Raw genomic sequence first — 26,910 nt, forward strand, 5'->3', positions numbered from 1 at the left:
ATTTTTGAGAGAGATTCACAATATATAAAGAAAAAGTATGAATTAAAGTGTTATTTTACTTCTTTTGTCTTTTGAATACAAACATCATCATAGAACCGAGCATATCCATACATTGAAAATTAACAAGTTCCCAACCCTCATTTGCGTGTTTGAAAAGAATCTCATTGCATTTTTGTTTTAGAGAACGTTTGGTATCCCACATTGAACTAAATATCTCAGTTTTGTATTCCCACATAGTATCCCCCTAATTATTAATAATTTTTAATTTGCACTTTCTAACGATTGCCCATTAACCCAGAAATTGATTTAGTAGGTCTTTTAAGAATATTTCTAACTAAGCTTAGATACACATTGTTCCAATAATAGGACTAATATCGCTCTCCTAATTCTTTCCTTGCTTGTTCAGTAATGCTTTCGATAAAGTTAGATTTTGCACTTGTATATCCTTCTCTATCAAATTCATATCTTTCTTTCAGTTGTAGTTTTAACTTTCCATATTCCTCTAAAATGTCAGGATGTAATATTAAATAATCTCGAAAATATAGTTCATCCCAATCACCGCTATAACGCACATGAACATGATATGCTTGACCACTAAAACCATTTGGAGTATACCCTTTCATAAACATCATATGTGGAGCAGGTTTATCTGGCTGAGGGCTATAACCATAACCAATTCCTTTGAGTAAAGAGATTATTCTCTTTGTATCCATGTCATTTTGAATTTCTAATAAAATATCAACCGTAGGTTTTGCATACAAATTAGGTACAGAAGTGCTCCCATAATGATTTATTCTTACAATATTACTTAAACCTATCATTTGCTCAATGTTCTTTTTTTCAGACAAATATAAAGTACGCCACATTGGGTCATGCTCACTTATAATAATGGGAAACAGTCTTCCTAATTCTTCTGTATTCATTTCATCTAATTGTTTTTCCAAAATTTCTCCCCCCTAATATAAATATTGGATATACTTGTAAATATATATAGCATTATAGTTTTCAACAGTATACTTAAACATAACCATTCTTTTAAATATTAATTATGATTATATATAGAAGATTTTTAATATATACTCAAATTAATGTTTTACAATCATTCCTTTATAAGCAATAAATGCACATGTAATCATTGATAATAATAATCCTACAATTCTCGATATTCTCATATTAGTTGGGAAACTGTATTTGAATGCAATTACAACTAAATATATTAAAGAAATAGTAAATATCAAAACTAGTATTAATAATATTAATACTTTACGTTTGTCTACTATTTTATTTCTAAAATAAAAATATATTATTATAAAAGTTAATAATGAAAATGCAGATGCAAGTATACAAGACGAATCCATTATGCGACTAACAATATTAGGATATCCGTTTTCAAGGTCGTAATAAAAGAAAAATTCCAGTAGTTTTAAAACAAAGATAAAAATGAGCATTCCCAATACCATAATAACTGATCTGGATTTCCCTAATCCATCTTTCAAAAAAATCATCTCCCTATTAAAATTTAATAATACTTATAGGTACATAAACTATTGCATAATATCTTACAGACTCCTACTAACTAAGGAATTAGCTTAGTAGTTCTTTTATGAAAGATACGAATTAACTGACACTAAAATTATGCTACTACCACTCTACAAATTGGAATCTATTACTTGTCTATATAATCGGTTTATGAGTAATCCTCACCAAAACGACTTGCATTTTTTAGCACTTCTTTAACTATTTTTGCTATTTGTTCATACTTCGTATTACCAACAAGTCTGAAGTATAAGCCTTTTAAGAAAAGAATTACATTGAATTCAATAAATAAATAATCAGGAACTATACCTTTTTTTTCTATGTTACCAACGTTTCTGATCCATTCTTCAATTTCTTCTACAGGAATTATATCTCTTTCCCAAACCGCCTTAACAGTCGATATCATCCTCTCATCCTCGTTGTTAATATATCCATAGTAATCTATGCTAATTTTTTTATGAATTGAATCGAGTATCTCTTTTAGACCTTCATAGCCTATTATCTGACATTGTGCAAGCTCTGCCAGGGCATCAGCACCGTGGGCAGCCCCATGAGCCCAGCTTTTACCTTCAACAAAGCCTCTTACATCCCTGTCCTCATTATAAAATTTCAAAACTGTATTAAAAGCTTTTAAAATATCGCTATCAGATAAAAGCTTCCTGTGCTTATAGATGATACATGCAGCCACTTCAACGGAAAAAGTTCTGCCAAAAACCGTATCATTAATTTCTCCCAATCCATTTAAAATATGTTTTTCGTCTAATGCTATCATAAATATATCGTGTGCTTCTTCAAATGTCAGAACATCAGTCATTATCCAATTTACCTGAACACCATAAAGCAAGTCATTGCGCAACTCACCGTCAATATCTCCTATATAATCCATCATCACTAAGGATAATTTATATGGGTTCACATCCTCTGGTACTGCATATTTGTTATCTTTTATATTTCTTAATAATGTCTTTAACGCTTGCTTTTCCATACATTTCCCCAACCTCTCAATATTTTTTTAGTTCCCTTCTACTGCCATAGCTTACTATCTTTTTTTCAAAAGTCGTTATTATACATACTTCACCTTCTCATTATATTATTTCCACTACTAAAGTAATCCTTCATGGAATACTCTCTATTCTTAACTTAATGTAGTACCTCATGTAATGCTTCATAATAAAATACTAATTCAAATGAATCCGTAATGGAAGATATTAATGCTAGTACCGATAATTCAATATTATTTTCGCAACAATAAACATTGAAAAAATACACACCTGCATAATATTCCACCAATTATTTTTCCAACTGAAATTATCTTCAAAAAATTTATTATTAATAATACTCCCTGCATTAGTAATGACAATTCCACCACACATTATAATTATCATCATTCCTTTCAATATATCTTTATCGATAAAAAAATAGTAAATACAAACACCTATCATCGCAGTGCCAACAATCCACTGAATGCTACCATTAATTTTCTTTAACAAAGCTTTATGAACCATATTATTCCTCCTTTCTTATGCTCTAAATTCTAAGGTTGTTACTCAAGATATGAACATTGAGAACTAGTAATTTTGAGAGTTCTGAAACAAAAAATTGGGTAGATAATTAAAAACAAATTATATTACATAGAATTCATTCACTTACAAATCTATCTTTACTTATTCTTATCATTATTTTAAAAATCACATCAACATTTTACTTAAACATGGCCTTTTCAGTTAATATATTACTAATTTCTCTAGATAATTTATAAGCATCACCTGCCCCAAAAACTATAATTATATCTCCGCTTTTAACTTTTCTAAGGATTTTACCACATATTTCATCAGAGCTTTCTATATATTCAGCTTTACTTATATCTATTTCATTACATAGCATATCAAAATTAACTGGCTCTATGTTTTTATTTGCTTCTCGTCCTAAAAATGGTTTTGTAATAATAACTCTATCTGCTTTCTTTAATGCCATAACGAACTCATTAAAAAATAGCTTTGCCCTTGAAAGTTGATGGGGTTCAAAAATAGCAAAAACTTTTTTTCCTGGATAACTAAGTTTAATTGAATCTAATGTAGTGGCTACTGCTGAAGGATGATGAGCAAAGTCATCAAAAACCTTAATATCATCAACATCTGCTATTAATTCTAGCCTTCTTCCTATTCCTTTAAAATTTTCAAAGGAATTCTTTATTGCATCTATATCAACACCTAACTCTAAGGCAGTAATTAATACCCCTAAAGAGTTATAAACATTATGTTTACCTATAAGTCCAAGCCTAAAATCATTTTCTTTGTCTCCATTTATTACTTTAAATGATGAATATTCAGGGGTATTTGAACCCAATTGGGCTTTATACTCCATGTCAAAAGGAAATTCAAACTTATTATCTATATAATATCCAATAACTTTTACTCCTTCGACCTTTAACCAGTCTTTTAATTCACATAAAATTTCTCTAATAGCTGTACTATCTTCATTAACAATTAAAATTTTCGGACCTTTAAGCCTTTTTATAAAGTTTTTAAAAGAATTCTTAACTTCATTTAGATTTACCATGTGTACCTGCAATGGAAATAACAAATTTGTCATTTTGCACATATTTAGCTGAAAACTCCTGCCATGTCATTAAAATTTCTCTTTTTTTAGCTTCCAGTATTTCTGGATGATTAGGGGAAATATCTAAAATGGCAGGTGATATAGCTAAAATATTAATATCCTCTATATGACTTAAATCATGACATTTTAGAACCTCTATATTATTTTCCAATATAATTCACTCCTATTATCATATTACTTAGATTAAGGCTATTAATTTAACAAACTTACTTAACCACGATATTTAGTACGAGTTCACCTTGAACCTCCGAACTATCAATATCCATATATTTAAATACTCTCTTCTCACTACCCCTTGATCTAGACTTAAATAAAAAATTCTGTCTTCTATTGGAATCACCCTTTAAAGAAGTGAATTTAAATTCATAGGGCTCTATAAAATTAGAGTCTTTACATTCTAAAATTTTAATATCTTTCATCTCTTCTATTTGCCATTTTAAAGGCCTTGTAATGTTAGCATTGAGTGAAATAATAAATTCTGTATCTTTTGGTACACTCAAGTCATCATGTTTATTTTTATTTGATTGACACCGTTCAAACTTTGTGAAGGGCGCTTGAAATCTTATAATATACACTTCTTTTGAATTATACTTGTGATTTTTCAAAACAACATCACTTTTACCCATGTATATAACTGTTTTAGAATTAAAATATAGTACATATGCAAACACTAAACCTACTATAAATAATAATGGAAGCTTTTTTTTCATGATGATACACTCCTATATATTTATATTTTGTAATTTAATCAATCTTCTATGCTAGCAAACAATTACTCTATCATTTAAAATGGTAGATCACTTCAATATTAACATATAAAGGATAACAGTTCAATTTATGCTTAATACAGTTCAAGACTATATTATTGCAAATCCATCAATTTCTCTTATCTCTATAATATTTCACTCTCATGAAATTATTTTAATATATTATATGAATTCCCCAATAAATAATATATAATATTTACATGAATGAAATTAGGAGTGGTTTTATGAATATTGGAATGAAAATTAAACAATTAAGAACTGAGAAAGGCATTACCTTAAAAGAGTTAAGTATGAAAAGTGATTTATCTATTGGATTTTTGTCTCAGCTAGAAAGAGGCCTTACCACTATAGCAGTTGATTCATTAGAAAAGTTGGCTGGAATCTTGGAAGTGCATTTAACTTTCTTCTTTGATTATCCACACAAAAGTAAAGATAAGATTTTGAGAAGTTACGAGCAAGAATTGCTAGATGTAGAAGACGGTGGCTTTATTAAGTATAGTTTAAGCTCCAACTTAGAAAACAAACAACTATTTCCAAGACTTATCGAAATTCTTCCTCAAAAGACGAAAGAAGAAATAATATCCTATAAACATGAGGGAGAAGAGTTCGTTTATGTATTAGAGGGGATATTAACTGTTTGTATTGATGATGAAATTCATGATGCTTATCCTGGTGACAGCCTTCATATAGATTCAAACATTACACATAATTGGGCGAACTACACTAATAAGAAAGTTAAACTTCTCACTGTAAATACGCCAAACCATATTTATAATAGTAAAAATAATTAAATCGTACTTATAACGTCTATAGGAAGGGAGAAACACACACATGGATAAAATTATATTATATTTAATCGGTTCTTTTTTTGTAATTGGAGGAATTGATTATATACTGGGAAGTCCTTTGAAGCTTGGAGGAAAATTTGAGGAAGGAATAAAAACCATGGGGGTTTTGGGCATTGGAATGATAGGAATATATTCTTTAGCTCCCGTACTTTCAAATTCTCTAGCTACTGCCATTGTTCCCTTGTGCAGAGCTCTGCATTTAGATCCTTCAATATTCCCTGCGTCTATTTTAGCTATGGACATGGGAGGATATCAAGTTGCTGCTAAGATAGCATCAACAAATGAAATGGGGTTATTTTCTGGAGTTATTATTGCCTCAACCTTAGGCGCAACTATTAGCTTTTCAATACCTGTTGCCCTTGGAATGCTTTCTAAAGAGGATGAAAAGTATTTTTCTAAAGGAGTTATGATTGGCCTTGTATCTATCCCCATAGGATGCCTTATTGGTGGACTTTCACTGAAAATAAACTTTAGTATATTACTTTGGAACCTATTGCCTATATTTGCTTTTGCTATTATTTTGGTAATTGGACTATTAAAAACACCTACTCTTTTAATGAAGGGTTTTAATTTATTTGGAAAATTAATAATGTCGTTGAGCATTGTTGGATTACTTCTGCAAGGAGTAGATGCTATATTGGGAGTTAAGCTTGTTTCTGGACTTGCACCCCTTTCAGAATCAACAGTTATAGTAGGTAAAATAGCATTTGTTTTAGGTGGAGCCTACCCTATGCTTGAACTTATAAATCGAACTTTTAAAAGTAGTCTTGAAAAGATTGGTGAAAAGTTTGGAATTAATTCAGTATCCTTAGCAGGTATTTTAGGAAACTTAGCAAGTAACCTGTTGATATTTGCTTCATATAAAGAGATGAATCCTAAAGGTAAAGTAATTTGTACTGCCTTTGGAGTAAGTGGAGCCTTTGTATTTGGTGGTCAGTTTGGTTTTGTGTCAGGAATAGCGCCAAAAATGCTGGGAGCGTTTATTATAACTAAGCTTACAGCTGGGGCAATCAGTATTGTATTAGCATCATGGCTATATGAACGTGAAGCTAAGTCATATAATATTATAGAAAATGGAGGATTAAATTATGCAGATTAAAGAGAGAGTTGAAAGTCTTAGAAAATTAATGGTGGAAAATAACATTGATGCTTATATCATTCCTAGTTTTGATGCACATCAAAGTGAATATGTAGCAGAGCATTTCAAAAGCAGGCAGTGGATATCAGGCTTTACAGGTTCTGCAGGTACAGTAGTTATTACTTTAGACCATGCAATATTATGGGCAGATGGCAGATATTATATTCAAGCTGAAGACCAACTCAAGGGCAGCGGAATTAAATTATTTAGAATGGTAGATCCAGGTGTTCCCACCTCAACAGAGTGGCTAAAAGATGTCCTTAAAGAAGGTAGCGTAATTGGTTTTGATGGAAGTGTTTTTCCCGTAACTATGGTTAAAAACATGGAAAAAGAATTTAAAAAGAAGAACCTTATATTAAAAATGGATCAAGATTTAATTAATGAATTGTGGAATGACAGACCAGCCATGCCAAAGGGTTCAATTTTTGTTCATGACGTAAAGTACGCAGGTAAATCTAGATTAGAAAAGCTAGAACTTACAAGAGAAGAAATGAAGAAAAACGGTGCAAACTATTATTTATTATCTTCACTTGCGGACATTGCTTGGCTATTAAATATAAGAGGCTCTGATGTTCCAAATAATCCAGTTGTAGTATCTAACCTAGTTTTGTCGGAGGAAAGTTGTTATTTATTTGTTGATTCTTCAAAGGTTCCCCAGGATGTTAAACTTGAACTGGAATCTGAAGGGGTTGTACTTAAAAATTATAATGAAATACAAGAATTTTTAAAAGGCCTTACATCAAGTGATGAAATTATCTTTGATGCTAGTAAAACAAGTGCCAACTTATATAATGCTATTAACCCTGGTGCGACAAAAACGGAATGTCCTAATATCACTACTAAATTAAAAGCTATTAAAAATGAAACTGAGATACAAAATATAAAATGCTGCGAAGTAAATGATGGCGTAGCTCTTGTGAAATTTATAAAATGGTTAAAAACCTCAGTAGATAAAGAAGAAATTACAGAAGTTTCTGCTGATGATAAATTGCAAGGCTTTAGAAAACAGAATGAACTATTTGTTGGGCCAAGCTTTGACACTATAGCAGGTTACAAAGATCATGCTGCTATGATGCATTATAAAGCAAGCAGTGACACTCAATATACATTAGAAAGCAAAGGTATGTTCTTAGTTGATTCAGGCGGACAATATTTTAATGGGACAACTGATACTACAAGAACCATAGTACTTGGACCCCTTACCCAGGAAGAAAAAACAGATTTCACTTTGGTATTAAAAGGTTTCATTGCCTTAAGCTCTGCTAAATTTTTATATGGAGCAACAGGTTCTGCCTTAGATGTACTTGCAAGACAACCTATTTGGAAACACGGCTTGGATTATAAGTGCGGAACAGGTCATGGAGTGGGCTTTTTCTTAAATGTTCATGAAGGCCCTCAAGGTTTTAGCAAAGTGCCTGACACTGTAAAGCTTGAAAAAGGAATGGTTATTACTAATGAACCTGGAATATACAAAGAAGGAAAGCATGGCGTTAGAATTGAAAATATGATCCTGGTAATTGAAGATGAAAAAACAGAGTATGGTGAGTTTTTAAGATTTGAAGCAATCACTTATTACCCTATTGATTTGGCTGGAATAGATGTAGCTATGCTCGATGAAAGCGAAAAACAATGGTTAAATGATTATCATAAAGATGTATATGCAAAGCTTGCCCCTTCTTTAAATGAAGAAGAGAAAGCATGGCTACTGGAAGAAACTAAATCAATATAATAAACTATTATTATAACTAAAAAGTCTACAAGGGAAAGGAATTTAACTATTTTGAATAACAATAAAATTTTTACAGATAAAAGATTTGTGGCTTGTATTGCAACTCTATGTTGCTTATTATGGGGAAGTGCTTACCCTGCAGTAAAGTCAGGATATATACTATTTAATATTGGCTCTGCTGATGTATCCTCAAAAATTGTATTTGCAGGATATAGATTTACTCTAGCCGGGTTACTAGTGCTTATACTTGCTAAAGCTTTTAGACAAAAGTTGTTTGCTTTTACTAAGAAAAACTTTTTAAATCTAGTTATCCTTGGAATTACGCAAACAACTCTTCAATATATATTCTTCTATATTGGATTATCAAATACCACTGGGGTTAAAGGCTCCATAATGAATTCCATGGGAACATTTTTCAGCGTATTTTTAGCTCATTATATATATAATAATGATAAATTAAGCCTAAGAAAAATAACAGGATGTATTGTAGGCTTTGTTGGAGTTATGATTGTAAACTTCAATGCTGATTTACTTAATTTTTCTCTTAATTTTAAGGGTGAAGGATTTGTAATTATTTCTTCCTTTATGTTTTCAGTGGCAGCTATTTATGGCAAAAAACTTACCCAAAGCATGGACGTAATGGTAGTAACAGGCTATAGTTTATTTCTTGGAGGGGTGCTTTTAACATTCCTTGGTATGGGTTTTGGAGGAAGTGTTACTAACTTTACTTTATCCTCAACTTTGCTATTAAGCTACCTGATATTACTGTCCTCAGTGGCATTTACACTTTGGTCCTTACTATTAAAACACAATAAAGTAGGTTCCGTTTCAGTATTTATCTTTTTAACTCCAATCTTTGGAGCAATACTTTCAGCCATATTTTTAGGCGAAAACATTTTAGAAGTTAAAAATGTATTTGCACTTTTGTTAGTATGCTTTGGAATTTGGATGGTTAATAAAGACAAAAGTATTACAATCAAATAAGTAACCTTTTCCTCACATACGCTTTATGAATTTGGTTATATTAATATTAGAATCTATTATTAAATCATCACCTGCGGTGCTGCAATATTAACAACTTTGAAAGCAGATTTAGACTATCACCAAAGTAACTTTTCTGAGCTAGACAACTGCCACTTATAGAAGATGGCAGACTTGAAGCTTCCAAAATGTTGTTAAGAGAGTAGCAAATAACAATTTCTTTCTGATATTAATTAGAATAAAGGAGGCGTTTGCAATGGCTCATATAGACAAAAAAAATAATCAAGAAAGTAAAAACACTGGTAAAAAATCAAAAAAACAACCCTCTAAAGGGAAGATAGAAAGGTTAATGTCATAGGCTTTTCTAAAAGATTTGAAGGCTTTAAAAATCTAAAAAATATTATTAGAAGGGAGGTGTCCTAGGGCATCTGCCTTTTAATAATATCTTTTCTAGCCTTAATAAATAATTACCTGAAAGGGAGCTTTTATTTTTTATTAATTTCTATAAGTGGAATTATTATATGATCAACAATATGTTCTACATATTCCATTTTAATAGGTTTACCTGTAACTATGAGTTCATAAAATAATAATGCCGGCCCCACATCTGAGATGAGCTTTAATTTATCTTTGTCTAATTTTTTATTTATGCTACACTCTATGGCATCACTAAATATGCAGGTTTGATTTGTTATGCAATCTTCGTGAAGCGCTTGTGATAATAGTTTATCTCTGCTTATTGCTGTTGAAATGGACAGCATTACCTTTTGCCTAACCTTGTCTTGTATCCCAAAATATATGCTAAGTGATTCACATAAATAATCTCTTAAGTTGCCTGTGCAACGCTTCGTATCGAACTCTTGCTCACAAGGCATCATAAGTTTTATGGCTTCTGCAACAAGGTAAGGTTTAGACTTCCATCTGCGGTATAAAGTAGCTTTTCCTGCTTTAGCTCTTAATGCAATAGCATCCATAGTAACGCAGTCATAGCCATGCTCTGCTACCAGCTCCAAGGCTGCCTTTAAAATAGCTAGATCACGCTGTTTATCTACAGGTCTTCCAAGCTTACATGGGGCCTTTTCTTCAATATTTTCAATGAAATCAGATTTATTTATTGCATCCATCATCTAGCCTCCATTCTTCATTTTCTATAAATATAACACACTGCAAACACTTTTTCAACATAACTGAACTAAATAGTTTTGAAACTGTTGTGTTTTACTAATGACTATGATATAATTCCAAATATAAACCATAGGAACCGAGGGGTGAAATATTTATGATATTTAAAAAACTATCTTTAGAAGATAAAAACATTATAGACAAATATATATATCCATACAAATTTATGAGTTGTGAATATTCTTTTACAAGCTTATATATTTGGAAAGATGCCTGCGATATTCAATACACCATATATAAACAAGCTCTTATATTAAAAAAGAAAGATTTTGATGGGAACTATCATTTCATGCAGCCTTTAGGGTATAATAAAGAAGACTTGAAAGAGATTATAGAACAATTAAAAGCATATAGAGAAGAAAATCATATGAAATACTTGTTTAAGGATTTAGAAGAAAGCTTTATAGAGGAATTTAATATTTTACTTAACCACAAAAATATTTTTTTTGTAGAAGAAGATAGAGATAACTTTGACTATTTATATGAAGCCCAAAAACTTATGACTTTATCAGGTAAAAAGCTTCATTCAAAAAAGAATCACTACAATGCTTTTACTAAAAGCTACAACTATGAGGTAGTTGAAATAACTAATGAAAAAGTAATTAACGATGTTATCGATGCAGCCCAAAAGTGGTATGAGGAAACAGATGAAAAAGACATTAAGCTTTATTATGAACTCATTGCAATAAGCAATCTAGTTAATAATATGAATTTGTTAAAGCTTAAAGGAATAGCAGTGTATGTGAATGGAAAAGTAGCAGCATTTAGTATTGGTGAAAGTTTAAGCGAAGAACTTGCCGTAATTCACATTGAAAAAGGTGATAAAAATATAAATGGTATATATAGTTTTATCGCAAAAACATTTATAGATAAATGTTTTAATAATGTTGAAATAATAAATAGAGAGCAAGACATGGGTATTGATGGGCTTAGAAAATCTAAAATGTCTTATTATCCTCTAAAACTAGAGAAGAAATTCATTCTTAGCTTCTAGCATCAACAACTGATAATGTAACTACTATAATAAGTTAAGAATATATTAAGAGAGGTGCTTTATAATGAAAAAAAAATCGGGCATTGTCGTTTGGGCAATCCTTCTTGTTTTTATTGCAGTGTATATGTTTCCAAAGGCAGATCAAAATTCAACAAATATTAGTTTTGATCAGTTTCAGAGTAATTGGACAAATAATACTATAACAAGCTTCGCGGTGCAAGATGATCAGATGTCAGTTTCAGGAACTTTGAAAGATGGAAGTACCTTCAAAACTATTGTTCCATCTGCTAGATTATTTAAGTTCATTGAAGATAATCCAAAGAACCCAGCTATTTCAGAAACATACTTAAAACCATCTAGCTCATTAATGTGGTTACGAATTTTACCTAATTTATTATTCGTGTTAATGCTTGTAGGTGTTGCTTTTATGTTCATGAAACAGTCAAAAGGTGCTGGCGGAAACGGCGGCGTAATGAAGTTTGGTAAAAGCAAAGCAAAACTAACGGACCCTAATGCGAAAAAAGTTAGTTTTAATGATGTTGCAGGAGCAGATGAAGAAAAGGCTGAGCTTGCAGAGATAGTGGACTTTTTAAAGGAACCGAAAAGATATATTGAAATGGGTGCTCGTATACCAAAGGGAGTTTTACTAGTAGGGCCTCCTGGAACAGGTAAGACACTTCTTGCAAGAGCTATTTCTGGCGAAGCTGGAGTTCCATTTTTCAGCATCTCAGGTTCAGATTTTGTAGAGATGTTTGTAGGTGTTGGAGCTTCTAGAGTACGTGATTTATTTGAGCAAGCAAAAAAGAACTCGCCTTGTATAATCTTTATAGATGAAATTGACGCTGTAGGAAGGCAAAGAGGTGCTGGAATCGGCGGAGGAAATGATGAGAGAGAGCAGACATTAAATCAACTTTTAGTTGAGATGGATGGCTTTGGAGAAAATGAAGGAATAATAATGATTGCAGCTACAAATAGAGCAGATGTACTTGACCCTGCATTATTAAGACCAGGTAGATTTGACAGACAAATACACGTTGGAGTACCTGATACTAAGGGTAGAGAAGAAATTTTGAAAGTTCATTCAAAAAATAAACATCTTGCACCAGAAGTTGAACTTAGTGTACTTGCAAAAAGAACACCTGGATTTACAGGAGCAGATATTGAAAACTTACTGAATGAATCTGCACTATTAGCTGTAAGAAAAGATAAAAAGCTTATTGGTATGACCGAACTTGAAGAAGCTGTTACAAGAGTAATTGCTGGACCTGAAAAGAAAAGCAGAATAATTAGTGAAGCTGATAGAACCCTTACAGCATATCATGAAGCAGGCCATGCAATTGTAATGAATTTACTTCCAATGTCAGACCCCGTTCACCAAATAAGTATAGTTCCAAGAGGAAGAACTGGTGGATATACTATGCGTCTTCCAGAAGAAGACACATCTTATATGTCAAAAGCAAAACTTGAAGATGAAATTGTAGGGCTATTAGGTGGTAGAGTTGCTGAAAAACTGGTTATTGGAGATATTAGTACTGGTGCAAGCAATGACATTGAAAGAGCAACTACAATAGCAAGAAAAATGGTAATGGACTATGGTATGAGTGAATCCCTTGGACCAATAGCATTTGGCTCAGGCCATGATGAGGTATTCCTAGGAAGAGACATGGGTAACGATAGAAAATACGGTGAAGATACTGCACGCAAAATAGATGCAGAAATAAAAAGACTTATTGATGAAGCATATAAAAAAGCATTAACACTTCTAACTGAGAATAGAAGTAAACTTAATGCTGTTGCAGAGGAGCTTTTACTACGTGAGAAGCTTGAAGCAGTGGATTTCCAAGAAATATTTGCAAGAAGCTAATTAATAAAAGCACAGGCTACACTTAGCCTGTGCTTTTTTTGCTGCAACTGATTTAAAACTTCATAATACTCCCTATCTAATTTCTCAAGATCATCTTTTCTAGATGGCATAGAAATCTTACTTACCCAATACTCAATTTTTCAACAGCTTCTTTTTCATTTGCCAAGAAAAATATATCCCTTCCCTTATTACTCTCATATATGAAATCTTTGAGACTTTCACTTGCATACACAGAAAAATCACCAACTATAGCAATCTTTACTTGGTAATTAATAAACTTTTGTAATATTTCTCCTGCAAGCTTTGTTCTTAAGTTGAAAAAATCTTCACATATTGCTGATTTATTTAAAATTATACGATAACAACCTACTTCATAATTTACTGTTGCTATAAAATCTAGTGCTGACTGAACATCAGTTATAATTATCTCGCTGCTGTTTACAACAGCAATTTCTGCATTCTTCTCTTTAATTGTAGTTATTTTCATGATTCTCCTCCAATGATATACTCTTTTTATACTGTGGTTAATTTTTAATCATTTCATCCACAGTATTACGATAATATTGAATGCTTATCCACAAATTGAATATATGCTATTTTATTATCCTACCCTGTTTATATTTTAACTAATCCACAAATAATATCAATACTATTTCATATTATTTTTCTTTGTACAACTTTTTACAATCCCAAATATTAATCGATCTTCATATTTCTCTGTTCTTTTATTATAAGCTGCTTCTTTTTTCAAACCTTCTTTTGCAAATCCAAGTTTTATATTTAATTTAATTGATGCAATATTTTCAGGATCTATCAATGCTTCTATTCTATTAAGTTCTATAACCTCAAATGCATAATCTATTACTTTTATCGTGGCTTCACTCATTATGTTTTGTCTCCAATATTTTTTATTAAGCATGTACCCTATCTTCGCTTTTGAATTCCACTCATCAAAATCATGAAGTGTTATTAACCCTATAACATCGCTATTTTCTTTTAGTGTAATGCACCATCTAATAAACTTTTTATTTTTAAAGCCATTGATAAAAAACTCAACTGCTTTCTTTGCTTGTTCCATTGTTGACATAGCTTTTATTTGTTGATACTTTACTGCATCTTCATCACAATATATATCATATATAGCTGAATAATCACTTTGGACTACCTCTCTCAGTACCAATCCTTCAGCCTCAAGTCTTGGAAATTCATTAAATACAGAATCTAGTTTATTCATTTTTTACAACTCCTTCTTTATACTTAAATCATCACCTGCCGTACTGCAATATTAACGACTTCAATATAACCTTTAAAGAAAATAGCTTTAAAAACAAAAAAAGTCTACTATTTTTCAACAGTGGACTTTCTAATCACAAAATATTTCTTAACCCATTACGTTTATTTCCATGCTGCAATCTAAATATCTTCTCAGATATCATTAAATCATAACCTGCAGTGCTACAGCATATTGTCTATAATCACTTTTAAGCACACTATCAATTATAACACATTTAAACTTATCTTACAATAATATCATAATGAAGTCTTTTACTTAAACAGTATCCTTAACTTCCCATCCTCGTAGTTTGCTTTAATTACCTTCTTTGAATGTAATTTTTGTGGAAGTGTAAAATTCCGTTTTTCATTCTTAATAGAAATACTAATTTCATCTCCATTTTGGAGTAAATTCAACTCTTTTTTATCAACGAAAGGCATATGGATATTCAAATAATAACCTTCATCTGAACTTAACTTCACAACTTCAAAAATCTTTTCTTTAAAAAGCACCTTCTCTGCAGAAGTTTCTCCAAATATAACATTACCCATATTTATCAGTGAATCATAATCTCTTACTTCACTATGCATTAACTCAGCTTTAAAGATTGGAACTGGGCTAAAGCTCTCATTTATATCCTTGAGGTTTTCACTTTGAAGTTTCATCCACTGCTGGAAATACCCTTTCCCACCTTCCTCTGAAATTATCTTATTAACAATAATTGCATCTACATTGAAATCATAAAGATGTAAATAAGAAAAATTTCTTTTAGCTTCCTTAATAACAATTTTTTCTGGGGTAGTAACTATTCTAAGGCTTACCTTATCCTTTTGGAGCATTAACCCATGAAGTTCCTCAATTTTATTATAAAGAATTTCAATCTCATCAAAAGTTTTGTCATCTGGAAGTGGTATTTTAACTGTACGTTCAACTATTGGCTTTGCTATTTTAGCTGCTTTCCTTTTCATGGGGAAAATTTTATCCATCCACCACTTAAAGAGCTCTGGAAATTTTAAAAGTGACATAGTTTCTCCAGTAGGAGCACAATCAACTACTAATACATCATAATTATTTTCATCATTAATTTGTTTAATCTTAAGTAAAGAAATTAGATCTTTAAATCCTGGGAAAACTAATAATTCTTCAACTTCAATATTTTTTTCACTTTTTAAAAGCATCAACTTTTCTATATATCCCTTGATATTTCCCCAAATTGCTTCATTTTCAATGAGAGCATCCATCTCAATAGCTTCTAAATTATTTGTAATCTTAGTGGGAGTATTGCATAGCTTTACACCGAAGGCATCAGAAAGACTATGGGCTTGGTCAGTACTCATTATCAGTACCTTTTTACCCTGCATTGCAATATGACAAGCTGTTGCCGATGCAACACTAGTTTTCCCTACTCCACCTTTTCCTGTATATAGAATAATTCTCACTTTAATCCCTTCCTCTCTATACTTTAAAATTCTTTTCTATCAATTATAAAAAATCAACTTTAACCTTTTTAACTTCTTTTTTCACTTCTTCCTTAGACCCTTCAGAAGACTCATTAATAAAATCTAAGGCGATATCCTTTATAATTGTCATAGCTTCCTTCTCAAAATTATTAAGCTTAAGCAGTGCTTTCTCTGGAAGAATATCCTTTATAACTTCATATTTAAGTTTTTCTATTTTTATCAACTTTTTAATTATTTCACTATTCATTTAATCCACCTTCTCCGTAAAATATATGGATAAGTAATCCTCACTAAAATTTGCTTTACTTATGAAGTACTTTCTCAGTGAGTTTGGACAAGGAATATTCCTTTTGAAATTGCCTATTTTTATAGATATATCAGTTCCAGTTTCATATAGTTCTAAATCTTTCTTATCACCAAAAGGCACATATATCTTAAGATTATAACCGCCTTCTACCTTCTCAAATTTCTCCGTAAAGACTACATTTTGAACCTTTAATATATCTTTAACGTCAAGAGAATCTTTAACTATTAGTTCTAGCCCCTCAATTCCATTAATATCTATCTCATACCATTTAATTTTAAATCTAGGCAAGTTTAGAAATATTGAGTCTATTTCCTCCACATACTTTTTTTGAATACACTTCCACTCATCAAAGAAGTTATTATCTATGTCCTTTGGTATTATCCTATTGATATATATAGCATCTACATTGAAATTATAAAGATTTAAATACATGTAATTTCTCTTTGTCTCCTCAATAACCATCTTTTCAGGAATTGTAACTAATCTTATACTACAAACCTCTTTATCCTTTAACAAATTTTGAAGTTTTGAAAACATTATATACAGTTTTTCAATATCATTCATGGCTTGTTTATCGGGCATTTCCATCTTAAATGCAAACTTAGAAATGGGTCTTAGAACTTTCATTGCCACCTTTCCAATAGGAAATAATTTCTCCATATACCAACTCATGAGCTCAGGAAATTTCAGCAATGATATGGTCTCTCCAGTGGGTGCACTGTCTACAATTATTAAGTCATAAATACCCTTATCATATAGATCCTTAATCTTTAAAAGAGAAAATAGTTCTTCCATTCCTGGAAACACCACAATATCTTCAAAGTTTTCTGTTTGTTTTTCATCTTTGAAAATCATAATTTTCTTCATGGCTGCTTGAATATTTCCGTAATAATTCTCCATTTCATAATTAGGATCAATTTCAAGTCCCCATAAGTTTTCTTGTATTTCTGTAGGTTCATTCTTTATTTCCTTCATAAAAATATCGCTTAAATTGTGTGCCATATCTGTGCTGACAATTAAAGTCTTTATGCCCTCCATTGAAGCCTTAAGTCCATGAGCTGCTGCAGTGCTGGTTTTGCCAACTCCGCCCTTTCCAGTAAAAATAATTATTCTCCCCATGTTATCCCTCCTGATTTTAATTCTCTTAATGAATAGTTCTCTTATAGAAGTATTTCTTTTAAGAATAACTCAGATATACTGAGCTATTCGATAATTATTCTTTTCACCTTTTTAACAGGAATCTCTTCTTCTTTAATTGGATTCTTACTTTCCTTAAAAACTCCAATTACTTTTTTATAAATACTTAATGCTGAAGAAATTTCATCCTCAGTAAGTGTCTCATAAATCCTAATAATATATTTGGTAATCATATCCTTTTCCATTTCAATTACCCTGTTTGCTGTTTCTGTAAGAGTTATTAAAACTATTCTTCTATCCTCTGAACTTCTTACTCTTTCTACCATGAGTTTTTTTTCTAATCTAGAAATAACTCCTGTAGCAGTATTTAATGGTGCCATTATATATTCAGCTATTTCCGTCATATTAACATTCTTTTTTCGATACAAGAATAATAATGCTAAAATTTCATTCTTAGAGTAATCTAAGAATATGTCACTCCATTGCTCTGGAAAAAACAAAACTTTAAACTCATCAATATAGCTAAAAATAATACCCTCTATTTTGTTTGCATCCATAAAAGCCCTCCAAATTAGTTCTCTTGTCGAAGTATATTTTAATTCTATCACCGAAGTATTTATTTGTCAACGATACTAATAAAAAAATCAAATCATTATTTGTGAAGTTATTTTAATACCCTATAACTATCTATTTCTTTAACTTTTTCAGTTCTGCAAAGCTATAAGTTCCATCTTCATTAATATATCTCTTAGCAAGGATATCTTCAATTTTCTTTTGCAAATTTACATTATTGGGTTTCCTATAATAGTTCTTGTCAATATAATATTTTATCATATTATATATTATAACTATTACTACAAAAGCTGCACATATTAAGAGGACTCGTCCAAATATAACTGTATCTTTATTTGAACCTATTACCATGATAATTGCAAATATTAATAGGCCAATTAGGATATAAGTATCATTAATTGATTTTTTTATCATATAGCTCCCCCCATTTTTAAAGAATCTTATAACCTATAATTATATTTCTTTATATATAATAAAATTCCTCATATTGTATAGTTGCTTAATTATTTACTTTCACAAAAACTTCCTTTCCCACCTTTTGTGTAAATTTAAGTAATATTCATTACCAAAGTATAATGCATATTGTTATCAACTGATAATAAATATTAGCAATAGAAAGGGTTGCAAATGTCCATCATTGTGCATATACTATAAGTATATCTTAATAATTAATTATCAATTGAAAATGAGGTGTAATAATTGAACAGCGATGAACGATTTAAAATTGGTATGAAAATATCCAAAATCACAATACTTATTAATATTTTATTATCATCAATTAAATTAATTGCAGGTATTATAGGTAGAAGTGGAGCCATGATTGCAGATAGTATGCATTCCCTTTCTGATGTACTAAGTACAATAGCCGTAATGGTTGGATTAAAATTAGCCAAACAACCTGCCGATGAAGATCATCCTTATGGTCACGAAAAGATGGAACCTATTATGGCTAAGATACTGGCAAGTATTTTATTAATTACTGCCTTACTAATTGGCTACAATGGCATAAAGAACATTATAAATGGAACAACCGTAGTTCCAGCAAAAATTGCCGTATATGCTGCTATACTTTCCATAGTAACAAAAGAGTGGATGTATAGATATACCGTTATTGGCGCTAAAAAGATTGAAAGTTCTGCTCTTATGGCAGATGCCTGGCATCACAGATCCGATGCATTCTCCTCTATTGGAACATTAATAGGAATTGTGGGAGCTAGAATGGGCTATCCAATATTAGATCCAATGGCATCACTGGTGATATGTGTTTTAATAACCAAAGTAGCTATAGATATTTATAAACAAGCCATTAACCAATTGATTGACCATTGTGCTGATGCAAAAACCATTGAAAATATAAAAAATGAAATTGAGAAAACAAATGGTGTTATAAGTATCGATGAGTTAAAAACTAGAGTCAGCGCTAATAGATTATATGTGGATGTAGAAATATGCGTTAATAGTGATTTATCAGTGTGCGAAGGTCATGATATTGCTGAGAGAGTTCATAATGCTATCGAAAACCTAGACAATAGGATTAAACACTGTATGGTACATGTTAATCCCAACATTTAAACTGGAAAAAGATATAGCTAAATATGGTTATATCTTTTTTTATAGTCATAACCAAATAATTCTTCAATTATCTAAAATATTGAAAATGTCAGTTAATACGTTTATAATAAAGCCGAGGTAAATTACAACTAAGAACAATAAGTTAACCATACAAAAGGTGCTAGGGTGCATTGTGGGTTTTATAGGAGGTGTTAATCATAAATATTTTAATAGCAGAGGATGATAAAGATCTAAGGCAACTACTAGAATTACACCTTATAAAAGAAGATTTTACGGTTTATGCTGCAGAAGATGGATTAAAAGCTTTGGACATGTTTAAGAATAACGAAATCAATTTAGTTATTCTTGACGTAATGATGCCAGGACTTGATGGCTTCCATTTACTGAGAAAGATAAGGGAAACAAGCGAAATCCCCGCAATATTTTTAACTGCAAGAGGTGAAGATCCAGATAAAATATTAGGCCTTGGACTAGGTGCTGATGACTATATGGTGAAACCCTTTAATCCCATTGAGCTAATAGCAAGAGTTCAAGCTCAACTAAGGAGATCTTATCAGTACCTAGCCTCGCAGAAAACACCTGATAAGTTAACTATTCAAATAGGAGACTTAACTTTTGACAAGAATAGTTATAGTGCATATAAAAATGATAAACTATTAGAATGTAATGCAAAGGAGATAAAGCTACTTCAGATATTCATGGAAAATGTAGGGAGAGTTTATACAAAAAAACAACTTTATGAAGCTGTATGGGAAGAAGCTTACTATGGTGATGATAATACAATTATGGTTCACATTAGTCATTTAAGAGACAAGATTGAGGATAACCCTAAGAGTCCTCAGTATTTAAAGACTATAAGGGGAATTGGCTATAAGTTGGAAAATCACCAAAGGATAAGTGATGATATATGAGAAATAAAAAAGTTGCAAACATGCTTTTATTAAATTACTTTTTACTGTTCGTTCTCTCAACTGCAATATTCATTGTAATGTCCTTAATTATTTCATTTAGCTTTAAAAACTTACTAAAGCTAGATGAAATTCCTGCTTTATCTGCTACTCAAATTATGAGAGATGACTATGAAAATATAGATTACTCTCAGATTTTAAAGTATAAAGGCGGAGTTCAAATAATTGATAAAAATTATAAGGTTATATTTTCAAAAGGCATAAATCCTCAAAATATAACCCAATATACTAAGGGTGAGTTCAGTAATTTCTTAATTCATAGTGGAAAAGAACAGCGGGAATATTATTATAGTGTACTTTATAATAGCAAAGGTGATTTTTGGTTAAAAATCGTTATTCCTCATAAGTCTCAAATGGTTAATGGTATTTTCTTTGATAGAAATGGAACTCCTGTATACATTACTAATTTTATATTTATTATAATTTTAGGTGCTTCAATCAATATTACCTCATTTATCCTAGGGCTTATTATTTACTCTAGATTAACCTCCAATAATTTCGTAAAACCTCTTAAGAAATTATTAAGTGGAGTTACAACTATTGCGGCTGGTGATTATTCTGCCAGGGTGGAGCTTCAGTCTATGAATGAATTTGGCGAACTGAAGGATGCTTTCAACATAATGGCTGAAAAGATTGAAAATGAAAGAAAGTTAAAGGAAAAAGCTGAGGATAACAGAAAGAAACTGATACTCGATATATCTCATGATTTAAAAACTCCACTTTCAAATATAATGGGATACTCAAGTCTAGTAATGAATAACAAAGATATACCAGACTGCGACAGGGAAAAGTTCTTGGGAATAATAATGAATAATAGTTCAAGAGCTAACAGTTTAATAGGCGATTTATTTGAACTTTCTAAAATGGGAAGCTCGGATTTTAAGCTTAACCTTAAAAGCGTGGATATTTGTGAATATTTAAGGGAGCTAATAGCTTCATTAATACCCCAAATAGACGAGGCAGGTTTTAAGTCTTGTTTTGAAATACCTGAAGGTAAGAAAATTGTTCTTATTGACGAGAAACAAATGGATCGGGCCCTTCTTAACATTCTTAATAATGCTTTGAAATATAATAAGCCAGGTACAGAAATTAAAATAGTTTTAAAGAATTTATTAAGCAAAGTGATAATCGAAATTCAAGATAATGGAATTGGAATGCCAAAGGAGCTATCTGATGAAATATTCGAACCTTTTAATAGGGTTGATAGTACACGAAACTCTCAAACTGGAGGTACGGGCCTTGGCCTTGCAATTACTAAGACCATCATTGAAAAACATAATGGCAGCATAAGCCTTGAAACTGAGATGGGAAAAGGCTGCAAATTCATCATAGAGTTAGATTAAGTAAATCAATCTCTGCCAAAGCATATGAATTAACTTCTATGCTTTGGCAGATTTTTATTGGTATGCAGCATTTCAAATTGAAAATCTCCTACTGAAATCATTAATATTTCTGCATAACAAATAATGATTTAAGGTGGATTTAAGGTTAACAGATGCTTGATTTAAGATTCACTTGTTATTATAGATACATAAAGTTAAATCATCTTCTTCGAAGCTGCAATAGAAATACATTAATTGATTGGAAAGGAGTTATATATGCTTTTATCACTAAGTAATCTTTCAAAGGAATATATCATTGAAAAAAAGAAAAGTTTTAACGCCCTAAGTGGCGTAGATCTTAATTTTGAAAAGGGAGAATTTGTTTCAATCCTAGGTCCTTCAGGTTGTGGAAAATCCACACTTTTAAATATAATTGCCGGGCTAGATCAGCCTACTTCAGGTGATTTGATTATTGAGGGAAAATCCACTAAAAAATATAAAAAGAAAGATTGGGATTTATATCGTAAAAACAATATTGGATTTGTTTTTCAATCCTTTAATTTAATTGAGCATTTATCAGCACTTGAAAATGTTGAAATTGTTATGAATTTAATTGGTCTATCGAAAAAGGATCGTATTTCGCGTGCAAAAGACCTACTTACTCAAGTTGGGCTAGAATCACATATGGAACATAGACCTGGAGAATTATCTGGTGGCCAAAAACAAAGGGTTGCAATAGCAAGGGCCCTTGCAAATGATCCAGACATAATACTAGCAGATGAGCCAACAGGAGCCTTAGATAAGAAAACCGGAATTCAAATTATGCAACTTATTAAAGAAGTGGCACAAGATAAATTAATTATTATGGTTACTCACAACAAAGAACTAGCATATGAATACTCTACTCGTGTAGTAAGTATCCTAGATGGAAAAATTCAAAAGGATGAAAGAATTAATGAGTCTGAAACAAATAATTTGAAATCAGAACTAAAAAAGAAAAATAGCAGCATGTCCTTTGGCGATGCGCTAAAACTATCCCTTAGAAACATTAAACAAAAGATGGGACGTATCTTAGTGACAACCGCTGCTGGCTCCATTGGAATAGCGGGTATTCTATTAGTTGTAGGTCTTAGTAATGGGGCAACTGATTATATAGATCTTCAAACAAATTCTTTTACTAGTGCTAACATAGTACAGGTGTCAATGAAATTTAAGGATGCCGCACTTCAAAAGACTGATTTTCCAAAGAATATAAATGTCTATGACAGTATTAAGAAAAACCCTGAAGTAGCAACTGTCAGAGAAGATTTAAATATTAAAAACGTTGCTTCTTTTGAAGTAAATAATGAAACTTTAACTGATATCTCCTTTAATGCTTTAGGTGGAGAAAACTATCATTCAAATATTGACCATGCACTACATGGTGATTTCCCAAAGGATAATCAGAATGAATTATTAGTAAATAAGGATATGGCAAAAAAAGTTATTGAAAAGTATGGCTTAAATCCAGATACAGATGATTATACAAAAGCCATTGGAAAGACTATAAAGGTAGTAATTCAAGATAAAACTACTGACCCAGCCACTGGAGCTGAAGTCTTAGGTAAAAAATATACACGAGATTTTAAAGTTGTTGGTGTTGTAGATGAAATAGCCTTAAGCTCGGCTGCTGCATATTATTCATATGATGCAGTTAATACTTGGCTTAAAGATGATGGTTATTTTGTAGGAAAAGATAACCGCGTAATAAATGCAGAAGTAGTTATAAAAGATGTTCATAACAATGAAAAGGTATTAGATTATATCAATGCTACGGAAAATGGTGGTATTGGTGGACATAAGATGGCCAAAGATAAGGGTTTCTCTGCAAGCTCACAAATTGTTATGGTTAAATCCGCTATTAAAACTTTAATTAACTTAGCTCAGGCGGTTATGATTGTATTTATTTCATTAGCCTTAGTTGTTTCAACAATTTTAATAGGTATTGTAATTTTCTCAAGTGTACTTGAACGTAAAAAAGAAATAGGTATTTTAAAAGCTGTGGGAGCAAGAAATAAAGATATTGCTCGTATATTCAAAGCTGAATCTGCTTTAATTGGTTTCTTTGCAGGTGTCACAGGAGTAGTGGTTGCCTTTATAATACAACCAATTGCAAATAAAATAATCAATAGCGCATTAAATATTAATGCAGACAATATTGTAAATATCCCATTGACAGGTATTCCATTTACAGATATTAAAATTCCCTTTGTAACTATTGCCGGCCTCATTGTTATCAGCATATTAGTTGCAGTTTTAGCGGGACATTTTCCATCTAAACGAGCAACTAAAATTCAAGTTATTGACGCATTGCGTGATGAATAGGAGGGGAAGTAAATGTTACAGATTAAAAATTTAAAAAAGACATATAAAATCGGTAAACACCAAGTTATAGCATTAGATGATGTATCTTTTGATTTACCCAATGGAAAACTAGTGGCAATTGTTGGACCTTCAGGATGTGGAAAAACCACCTTGATGAATTTAATTGGCGCTTTAGATGCAGATTTCCAAGGCGATGTTATTGTTAATGGGAAATCTTTAAAAGAAAGTGGAGCAAAAGATTTAGACACTTATAGAAAAAATACAGTAGGTTTTATTTTTCAACAGTTTAACTTACTTAATTCACTAACATCAATTCAAAATGTAGAATTAGCTTTAGATTTATCAGGAATCTCTAAGAAAAATAAAATAGAAAAAGCTCACAATCTGCTTAAGAGAGTTGGACTAAGTGATCAAATGAAAAAGAAAGTAAACCTTCTATCTGGTGGCCAACGTCAACGTGTAGCCATTGCTCGCGCTCTTGCTAACGATCCTGAAATAATTTTAGCTGATGAACCAACTGGGGCCTTAGATGTTAAAACTGGGGAACAAGTTATGGAGTTACTAAAAGAAATTTCAAAGGAGAAGCTAGTGCTCATGGTTACCCATGCACCAGAACTTGCAGAAGCTTATGCTGACTTAATTGTGAAAATGGAAGATGGAAAGTTAATTTCTATTGAAGAAAATATTTCTTCAATGTCCTCCGCTCCTACTGAAATAGATAAAATAGAAACAAAATCAAGAATGTCCTTTTTAACAGCCCTTAAAATGTCACTGCGTAATGCTTGGCTTAAAAAAGGCCGTACTTTGGCAACAGCAATTGGTACTTCTATAGGTATATGTGGAATTGCCTTAGCTATAGCTATTACCTCAGGTACCACTGATGCGGTTAATAATCAAGTTAAAGGTATATTCCCCACAAATGCAATAACTGTTAATTTAAAAGAAAATGCAGATAAATCTATAAGAGATGTTAAGCCCGTAAAATATAGTGATATAAACTCAGTTATGTCTTTGAGTAAAGATTTGTATGCTTATAACTTCCAAATTGGAGGAAAAGATATTCCTGTAGCAACCTTTTATTCTTTAGATGAAAGTATAATTAAAGATGAAAAATTAATGAGTAAAATGTCAGATCCAGCTACAAGAGAAAAATTAATTATGATGATGACTCCAGGGGTAATGGAAGATGTTAATAATGATATTCAATATGGAACCCTTCCAAAAAAGGATTCTACAAATGAAATTGTTATTTCACTTTCCACCGCTAAAGATTTAGAAAAAGATGGTGGCGATCTTAATAACTTAATTGGTAAGGATATTTACGTTCGTTACCTAAAGCAAGGTTCTAACCCCCGTGGTAATCAAGGCACTGCCTCTGAGGCACCAATCGTTAAGACTTGGAAAATTGCCGGAATTGCAAACACAACTACTTTAATGGACACTTATTATGCTTCAAGTGATTGGGCTATCAATTTTTATGAGAAAGAGTTTAAAATAGATAAAACTACTCTGGAAAGTCCTGCTCTAGTTTTATATTCAAAAAATACTAAAGATTTAGATGCAGAACTACAAAAATTAAATGACTCCCAAGATAAATATAAATTTGAGTTAACGGGAAAAACTATTTCCTCGCAAGTGGAAGGCGCAATGAAGCAAGTACGTTATGCCTTACTAGGATTTGCTGCAATATCCATTGTTGTAGCTGCTCTAATGATATCCATTGTTGTTTATATTTCTGTGCTTGAAAGAATCAACGAAATAGGTATTCTCCGCGCGGTAGGTGCAAGGAAGAGAGATATCTTGAACATTTTCGTTGCAGAATCCTTCATAATTGGAGTGTTATCTGCAGGCATAGGATTGCTGTCTACTTTGGGTATATCTAGAATCATAAACGCAGCAGTTTATAACTTCTTAAAGAATATTGCTGCAAATGCTCCTCATATGGAAGTATGTAAGTTGCCCCTTGCAGATGCTGGTTTAATTTTATTATTCTGCGTGGTGCTAAGTATGATTTCAGGGTTCTATCCATCTTATAAGGCTTCAAAAATGGATCCTATAGATGCTTTAAGAAGTAGGTAGAAAATAGTAAAAACCCCTTAGATATGGTATGTATCTAAGGGGTTTGTTTTATTTTGCAATCTCAAATTCTGACTTAATAGGAGAAAGGGGCTGTCTCAAAATAGAAAGTAATTTCTAGATTGAGATAGCCCTTTTTTATCTTTTAAATGCAAAAGCGAATTCCTAAGAATTCGCTTTTGTTGTATAATTTATATATG

27 protein-coding genes are annotated in these 26,910 nt (G+C 31.4%); 11 read left to right on the top strand and 16 right to left on the bottom strand.

The features are described 5' to 3' along the window. Window positions 1-55: 55 nt before the first annotated feature. From LGK97_RS16750 to LGK97_RS16785, 8 genes are all read right to left on the bottom strand, one after another. Window positions 56-235, bottom strand: a complete 180-nt coding sequence (locus LGK97_RS16750; RefSeq protein WP_226260897.1) for a DUF4177 domain-containing protein — start codon at window positions 233-235, stop codon at window positions 56-58. A 133-nt stretch (window positions 236-368) separates the two neighbouring features. Further along, window positions 369-944, bottom strand: a complete 576-nt coding sequence (locus LGK97_RS16755) for a GrpB family protein (RefSeq protein WP_226260898.1) — start codon at window positions 942-944, stop codon at window positions 369-371. 141 nt (window positions 945-1,085) lie between these two features. Then, complete coding sequence (locus tag LGK97_RS16760) at window positions 1,086-1,496, bottom strand: hypothetical protein (protein WP_226260899.1); 411 nt, start codon at window positions 1,494-1,496, stop codon at window positions 1,086-1,088. Between the two features lie 191 nt (window positions 1,497-1,687). After that, window positions 1,688-2,521 carry a DUF2785 domain-containing protein gene (locus tag LGK97_RS16765; RefSeq protein ID WP_226260900.1) on the bottom strand — a complete coding sequence of 278 codons (834 nt, stop codon included), beginning with the start codon at window positions 2,519-2,521 and terminating at the stop codon, window positions 1,688-1,690. Between the two features lie 229 nt (window positions 2,522-2,750). After that, complete coding sequence (locus LGK97_RS16770; RefSeq protein WP_226260901.1) at window positions 2,751-3,041, bottom strand: hypothetical protein; 291 nt, start codon at window positions 3,039-3,041, stop codon at window positions 2,751-2,753. A 196-nt stretch (window positions 3,042-3,237) separates the two neighbouring features. Continuing rightward, window positions 3,238-4,095 carry a glutamate ligase domain-containing protein gene (locus LGK97_RS16775; RefSeq protein WP_226260902.1) on the bottom strand — a complete coding sequence of 286 codons (858 nt, stop codon included), beginning with the start codon at window positions 4,093-4,095 and terminating at the stop codon, window positions 3,238-3,240. Then, a complete protein-coding gene (locus LGK97_RS16780) occupies window positions 4,079-4,306 on the bottom strand; it encodes a hypothetical protein (RefSeq protein ID WP_226260903.1) in 228 nt (75 codons plus the stop codon). Before LGK97_RS16780 ends, LGK97_RS16775 begins: the two co-directional genes overlap by 17 nt. Before the next feature lie 55 nt (window positions 4,307-4,361). Continuing rightward, entirely contained in the window at window positions 4,362-4,865 is a 504-nt protein-coding gene (locus LGK97_RS16785; RefSeq protein WP_226260904.1) for a hypothetical protein, read from the bottom strand. 281 nt (window positions 4,866-5,146) lie between these two features. On the opposite strand from LGK97_RS16785, the gene LGK97_RS16790 reads away from it, so the two are divergent. The 4 genes from LGK97_RS16790 to LGK97_RS16805 are packed head-to-tail and all read left to right on the top strand — an operon-like array spanning window position 5,147 to window position 9,621. After that, window positions 5,147-5,713 (top strand): helix-turn-helix domain-containing protein, encoded by a 567-nt coding sequence (locus tag LGK97_RS16790; RefSeq protein WP_226260905.1) that lies wholly within the window; start codon window positions 5,147-5,149, stop codon window positions 5,711-5,713. 40 nt (window positions 5,714-5,753) lie between these two features. Continuing rightward, on the top strand, window positions 5,754-6,869 hold the full coding sequence (eutH, locus tag LGK97_RS16795; RefSeq protein ID WP_226260906.1) for an ethanolamine utilization protein EutH: 1,116 nt from the start codon (window positions 5,754-5,756) through the stop codon (window positions 6,867-6,869). After that, window positions 6,859-8,637: an aminopeptidase P family protein gene (locus LGK97_RS16800; RefSeq protein ID WP_226260907.1), complete on the top strand. Its 1,779-nt coding sequence runs from the start codon at window positions 6,859-6,861 to the stop codon at window positions 8,635-8,637. Before eutH ends, LGK97_RS16800 begins: the two co-directional genes overlap by 11 nt. A gap of 51 nt (window positions 8,638-8,688) precedes the next feature. Then, complete coding sequence (locus tag LGK97_RS16805; protein ID WP_226260908.1) at window positions 8,689-9,621, top strand: DMT family transporter; 933 nt, start codon at window positions 8,689-8,691, stop codon at window positions 9,619-9,621. A gap of 482 nt (window positions 9,622-10,103) precedes the next feature. Here the strand turns inward: LGK97_RS16805 and LGK97_RS16810 are convergent, their stop codons facing one another. After that, window positions 10,104-10,742 (bottom strand): TetR/AcrR family transcriptional regulator, encoded by a 639-nt coding sequence (locus LGK97_RS16810; RefSeq protein ID WP_226260909.1) that lies wholly within the window; start codon window positions 10,740-10,742, stop codon window positions 10,104-10,106. Window positions 10,743-10,897: 155 nt separating this feature from the next. Here LGK97_RS16810 and LGK97_RS16815 point away from each other — a divergent pair, with 155 nt between their 5' ends. Further along, window positions 10,898-11,794 carry a DUF2156 domain-containing protein gene (locus LGK97_RS16815; protein ID WP_226260910.1) on the top strand — a complete coding sequence of 299 codons (897 nt, stop codon included), beginning with the start codon at window positions 10,898-10,900 and terminating at the stop codon, window positions 11,792-11,794. Between the two features lie 64 nt (window positions 11,795-11,858). Then, the gene (ftsH, locus tag LGK97_RS16820) at window positions 11,859-13,658 is read left to right on the top strand and encodes an ATP-dependent zinc metalloprotease FtsH (RefSeq protein WP_226260911.1); all 1,800 of its coding nucleotides are present in this window, start codon (window positions 11,859-11,861) and stop codon (window positions 13,656-13,658) included. Between the two features lie 121 nt (window positions 13,659-13,779). Here ftsH and LGK97_RS16825 read toward each other — a convergent pair whose 3' ends face one another. The 7 genes from LGK97_RS16825 to LGK97_RS16855 form a co-directional block, all read right to left on the bottom strand. After that, on the bottom strand, window positions 13,780-14,145 hold the full coding sequence (locus tag LGK97_RS16825; RefSeq protein ID WP_226260912.1) for a DUF4180 domain-containing protein: 366 nt from the start codon (window positions 14,143-14,145) through the stop codon (window positions 13,780-13,782). A 162-nt stretch (window positions 14,146-14,307) separates the two neighbouring features. Then, a complete protein-coding gene (locus LGK97_RS16830; RefSeq protein ID WP_226260913.1) occupies window positions 14,308-14,892 on the bottom strand; it encodes a GNAT family N-acetyltransferase in 585 nt (194 codons plus the stop codon). 311 nt (window positions 14,893-15,203) lie between these two features. Continuing rightward, window positions 15,204-16,370, bottom strand: a complete 1,167-nt coding sequence (locus tag LGK97_RS16835) for an ArsA family ATPase (RefSeq protein ID WP_226260914.1) — start codon at window positions 16,368-16,370, stop codon at window positions 15,204-15,206. Between the two features lie 43 nt (window positions 16,371-16,413). Then, a complete protein-coding gene (locus tag LGK97_RS16840; protein ID WP_226260915.1) occupies window positions 16,414-16,638 on the bottom strand; it encodes a hypothetical protein in 225 nt (74 codons plus the stop codon). Then, the gene (locus LGK97_RS16845; protein ID WP_226260916.1) at window positions 16,639-17,817 is read right to left on the bottom strand and encodes an ArsA family ATPase; all 1,179 of its coding nucleotides are present in this window, start codon (window positions 17,815-17,817) and stop codon (window positions 16,639-16,641) included. A gap of 83 nt (window positions 17,818-17,900) precedes the next feature. Beyond that, entirely contained in the window at window positions 17,901-18,392 is a 492-nt protein-coding gene (locus LGK97_RS16850) for a MarR family winged helix-turn-helix transcriptional regulator (RefSeq protein WP_226260917.1), read from the bottom strand. Between the two features lie 130 nt (window positions 18,393-18,522). Further along, window positions 18,523-18,822: a hypothetical protein gene (locus tag LGK97_RS16855; RefSeq protein ID WP_226260918.1), complete on the bottom strand. Its 300-nt coding sequence runs from the start codon at window positions 18,820-18,822 to the stop codon at window positions 18,523-18,525. 285 nt (window positions 18,823-19,107) lie between these two features. On the opposite strand from LGK97_RS16855, the gene LGK97_RS16860 reads away from it, so the two are divergent. The 5 genes from LGK97_RS16860 to LGK97_RS16880 all read left to right on the top strand — a co-directional run bounded on the left by LGK97_RS16860 (window position 19,108) and on the right by LGK97_RS16880 (window position 26,713). Next, window positions 19,108-19,980, top strand: coding sequence for a cation diffusion facilitator family transporter (locus LGK97_RS16860; protein WP_226260919.1), 873 nt, complete (start codon window positions 19,108-19,110; stop codon window positions 19,978-19,980). Between the two features lie 197 nt (window positions 19,981-20,177). Further along, on the top strand, window positions 20,178-20,891 hold the full coding sequence (locus tag LGK97_RS16865; protein ID WP_226260924.1) for a response regulator transcription factor: 714 nt from the start codon (window positions 20,178-20,180) through the stop codon (window positions 20,889-20,891). Continuing rightward, window positions 20,888-22,291 carry a sensor histidine kinase gene (locus LGK97_RS16870; protein WP_226260920.1) on the top strand — a complete coding sequence of 468 codons (1,404 nt, stop codon included), beginning with the start codon at window positions 20,888-20,890 and terminating at the stop codon, window positions 22,289-22,291. Before LGK97_RS16865 ends, LGK97_RS16870 begins: the two co-directional genes overlap by 4 nt. A 255-nt stretch (window positions 22,292-22,546) precedes the next feature. Then, on the top strand, window positions 22,547-24,634 hold the full coding sequence (locus LGK97_RS16875; RefSeq protein ID WP_226260921.1) for an ATP-binding cassette domain-containing protein: 2,088 nt from the start codon (window positions 22,547-22,549) through the stop codon (window positions 24,632-24,634). Window positions 24,635-24,646: 12 nt separating this feature from the next. Next, the gene (locus LGK97_RS16880; protein WP_226260922.1) at window positions 24,647-26,713 is read left to right on the top strand and encodes an ATP-binding cassette domain-containing protein; all 2,067 of its coding nucleotides are present in this window, start codon (window positions 24,647-24,649) and stop codon (window positions 26,711-26,713) included. The last annotated feature ends 197 nt before the right edge of the window (window positions 26,714-26,910 follow it).

The sequence above is a fragment of the Clostridium sp. CS001 genome (assembly GCF_020443565.1).
Taxonomy (GTDB): Bacteria; Bacillota; Clostridia; order Clostridiales; family Clostridiaceae; genus Clostridium_AD.

Excerpts from the sequence above, each read along its gene's own strand:
- LGK97_RS16790 (WP_226260905.1), top strand. The coding sequence starts at position 5,147 with ATGAATATTGGAATGAAAATTAAACAATTAAGAACTGAGAAAGGCATT.
- LGK97_RS16850 (WP_226260917.1), bottom strand. The coding sequence starts at position 18,392 with ATGGATGCAAACAAAATAGAGGGTATTATTTTTAGCTATATTGATGAG.
- LGK97_RS16810 (WP_226260909.1), bottom strand. The coding sequence starts at position 10,742 with ATGGATGCAATAAATAAATCTGATTTCATTGAAAATATTGAAGAAAAG.
- LGK97_RS16875 (WP_226260921.1), top strand. The coding sequence starts at position 22,547 with ATGCTTTTATCACTAAGTAATCTTTCAAAGGAATATATCATTGAAAAA.
- LGK97_RS16870 (WP_226260920.1), top strand. The coding sequence starts at position 20,888 with ATGAGAAATAAAAAAGTTGCAAACATGCTTTTATTAAATTACTTTTTA.
- LGK97_RS16855 (WP_226260918.1), bottom strand. The coding sequence starts at position 18,822 with ATGATAAAAAAATCAATTAATGATACTTATATCCTAATTGGCCTATTA.
- LGK97_RS16815 (WP_226260910.1), top strand. The coding sequence starts at position 10,898 with ATGATATTTAAAAAACTATCTTTAGAAGATAAAAACATTATAGACAAA.
- LGK97_RS16845 (WP_226260916.1), bottom strand. The coding sequence starts at position 17,817 with ATGGGGAGAATAATTATTTTTACTGGAAAGGGCGGAGTTGGCAAAACC.
- LGK97_RS16800 (WP_226260907.1), top strand. The coding sequence starts at position 6,859 with ATGCAGATTAAAGAGAGAGTTGAAAGTCTTAGAAAATTAATGGTGGAA.
- LGK97_RS16825 (WP_226260912.1), bottom strand. The coding sequence starts at position 14,145 with ATGAAAATAACTACAATTAAAGAGAAGAATGCAGAAATTGCTGTTGTA.
- LGK97_RS16830 (WP_226260913.1), bottom strand. The coding sequence starts at position 14,892 with ATGAATAAACTAGATTCTGTATTTAATGAATTTCCAAGACTTGAGGCT.
- LGK97_RS16880 (WP_226260922.1), top strand. The coding sequence starts at position 24,647 with ATGTTACAGATTAAAAATTTAAAAAAGACATATAAAATCGGTAAACAC.
- ftsH (WP_226260911.1), top strand. The coding sequence starts at position 11,859 with ATGAAAAAAAAATCGGGCATTGTCGTTTGGGCAATCCTTCTTGTTTTT.
- LGK97_RS16750 (WP_226260897.1), bottom strand. The coding sequence starts at position 235 with ATGTGGGAATACAAAACTGAGATATTTAGTTCAATGTGGGATACCAAA.
- eutH (WP_226260906.1), top strand. The coding sequence starts at position 5,754 with ATGGATAAAATTATATTATATTTAATCGGTTCTTTTTTTGTAATTGGA.
- LGK97_RS16775 (WP_226260902.1), bottom strand. The coding sequence starts at position 4,095 with ATGGTAAATCTAAATGAAGTTAAGAATTCTTTTAAAAACTTTATAAAA.
- LGK97_RS16765 (WP_226260900.1), bottom strand. The coding sequence starts at position 2,521 with ATGGAAAAGCAAGCGTTAAAGACATTATTAAGAAATATAAAAGATAAC.
- LGK97_RS16840 (WP_226260915.1), bottom strand. The coding sequence starts at position 16,638 with ATGAATAGTGAAATAATTAAAAAGTTGATAAAAATAGAAAAACTTAAA.
- LGK97_RS16785 (WP_226260904.1), bottom strand. The coding sequence starts at position 4,865 with ATGAAAAAAAAGCTTCCATTATTATTTATAGTAGGTTTAGTGTTTGCA.
- LGK97_RS16770 (WP_226260901.1), bottom strand. The coding sequence starts at position 3,041 with ATGGTTCATAAAGCTTTGTTAAAGAAAATTAATGGTAGCATTCAGTGG.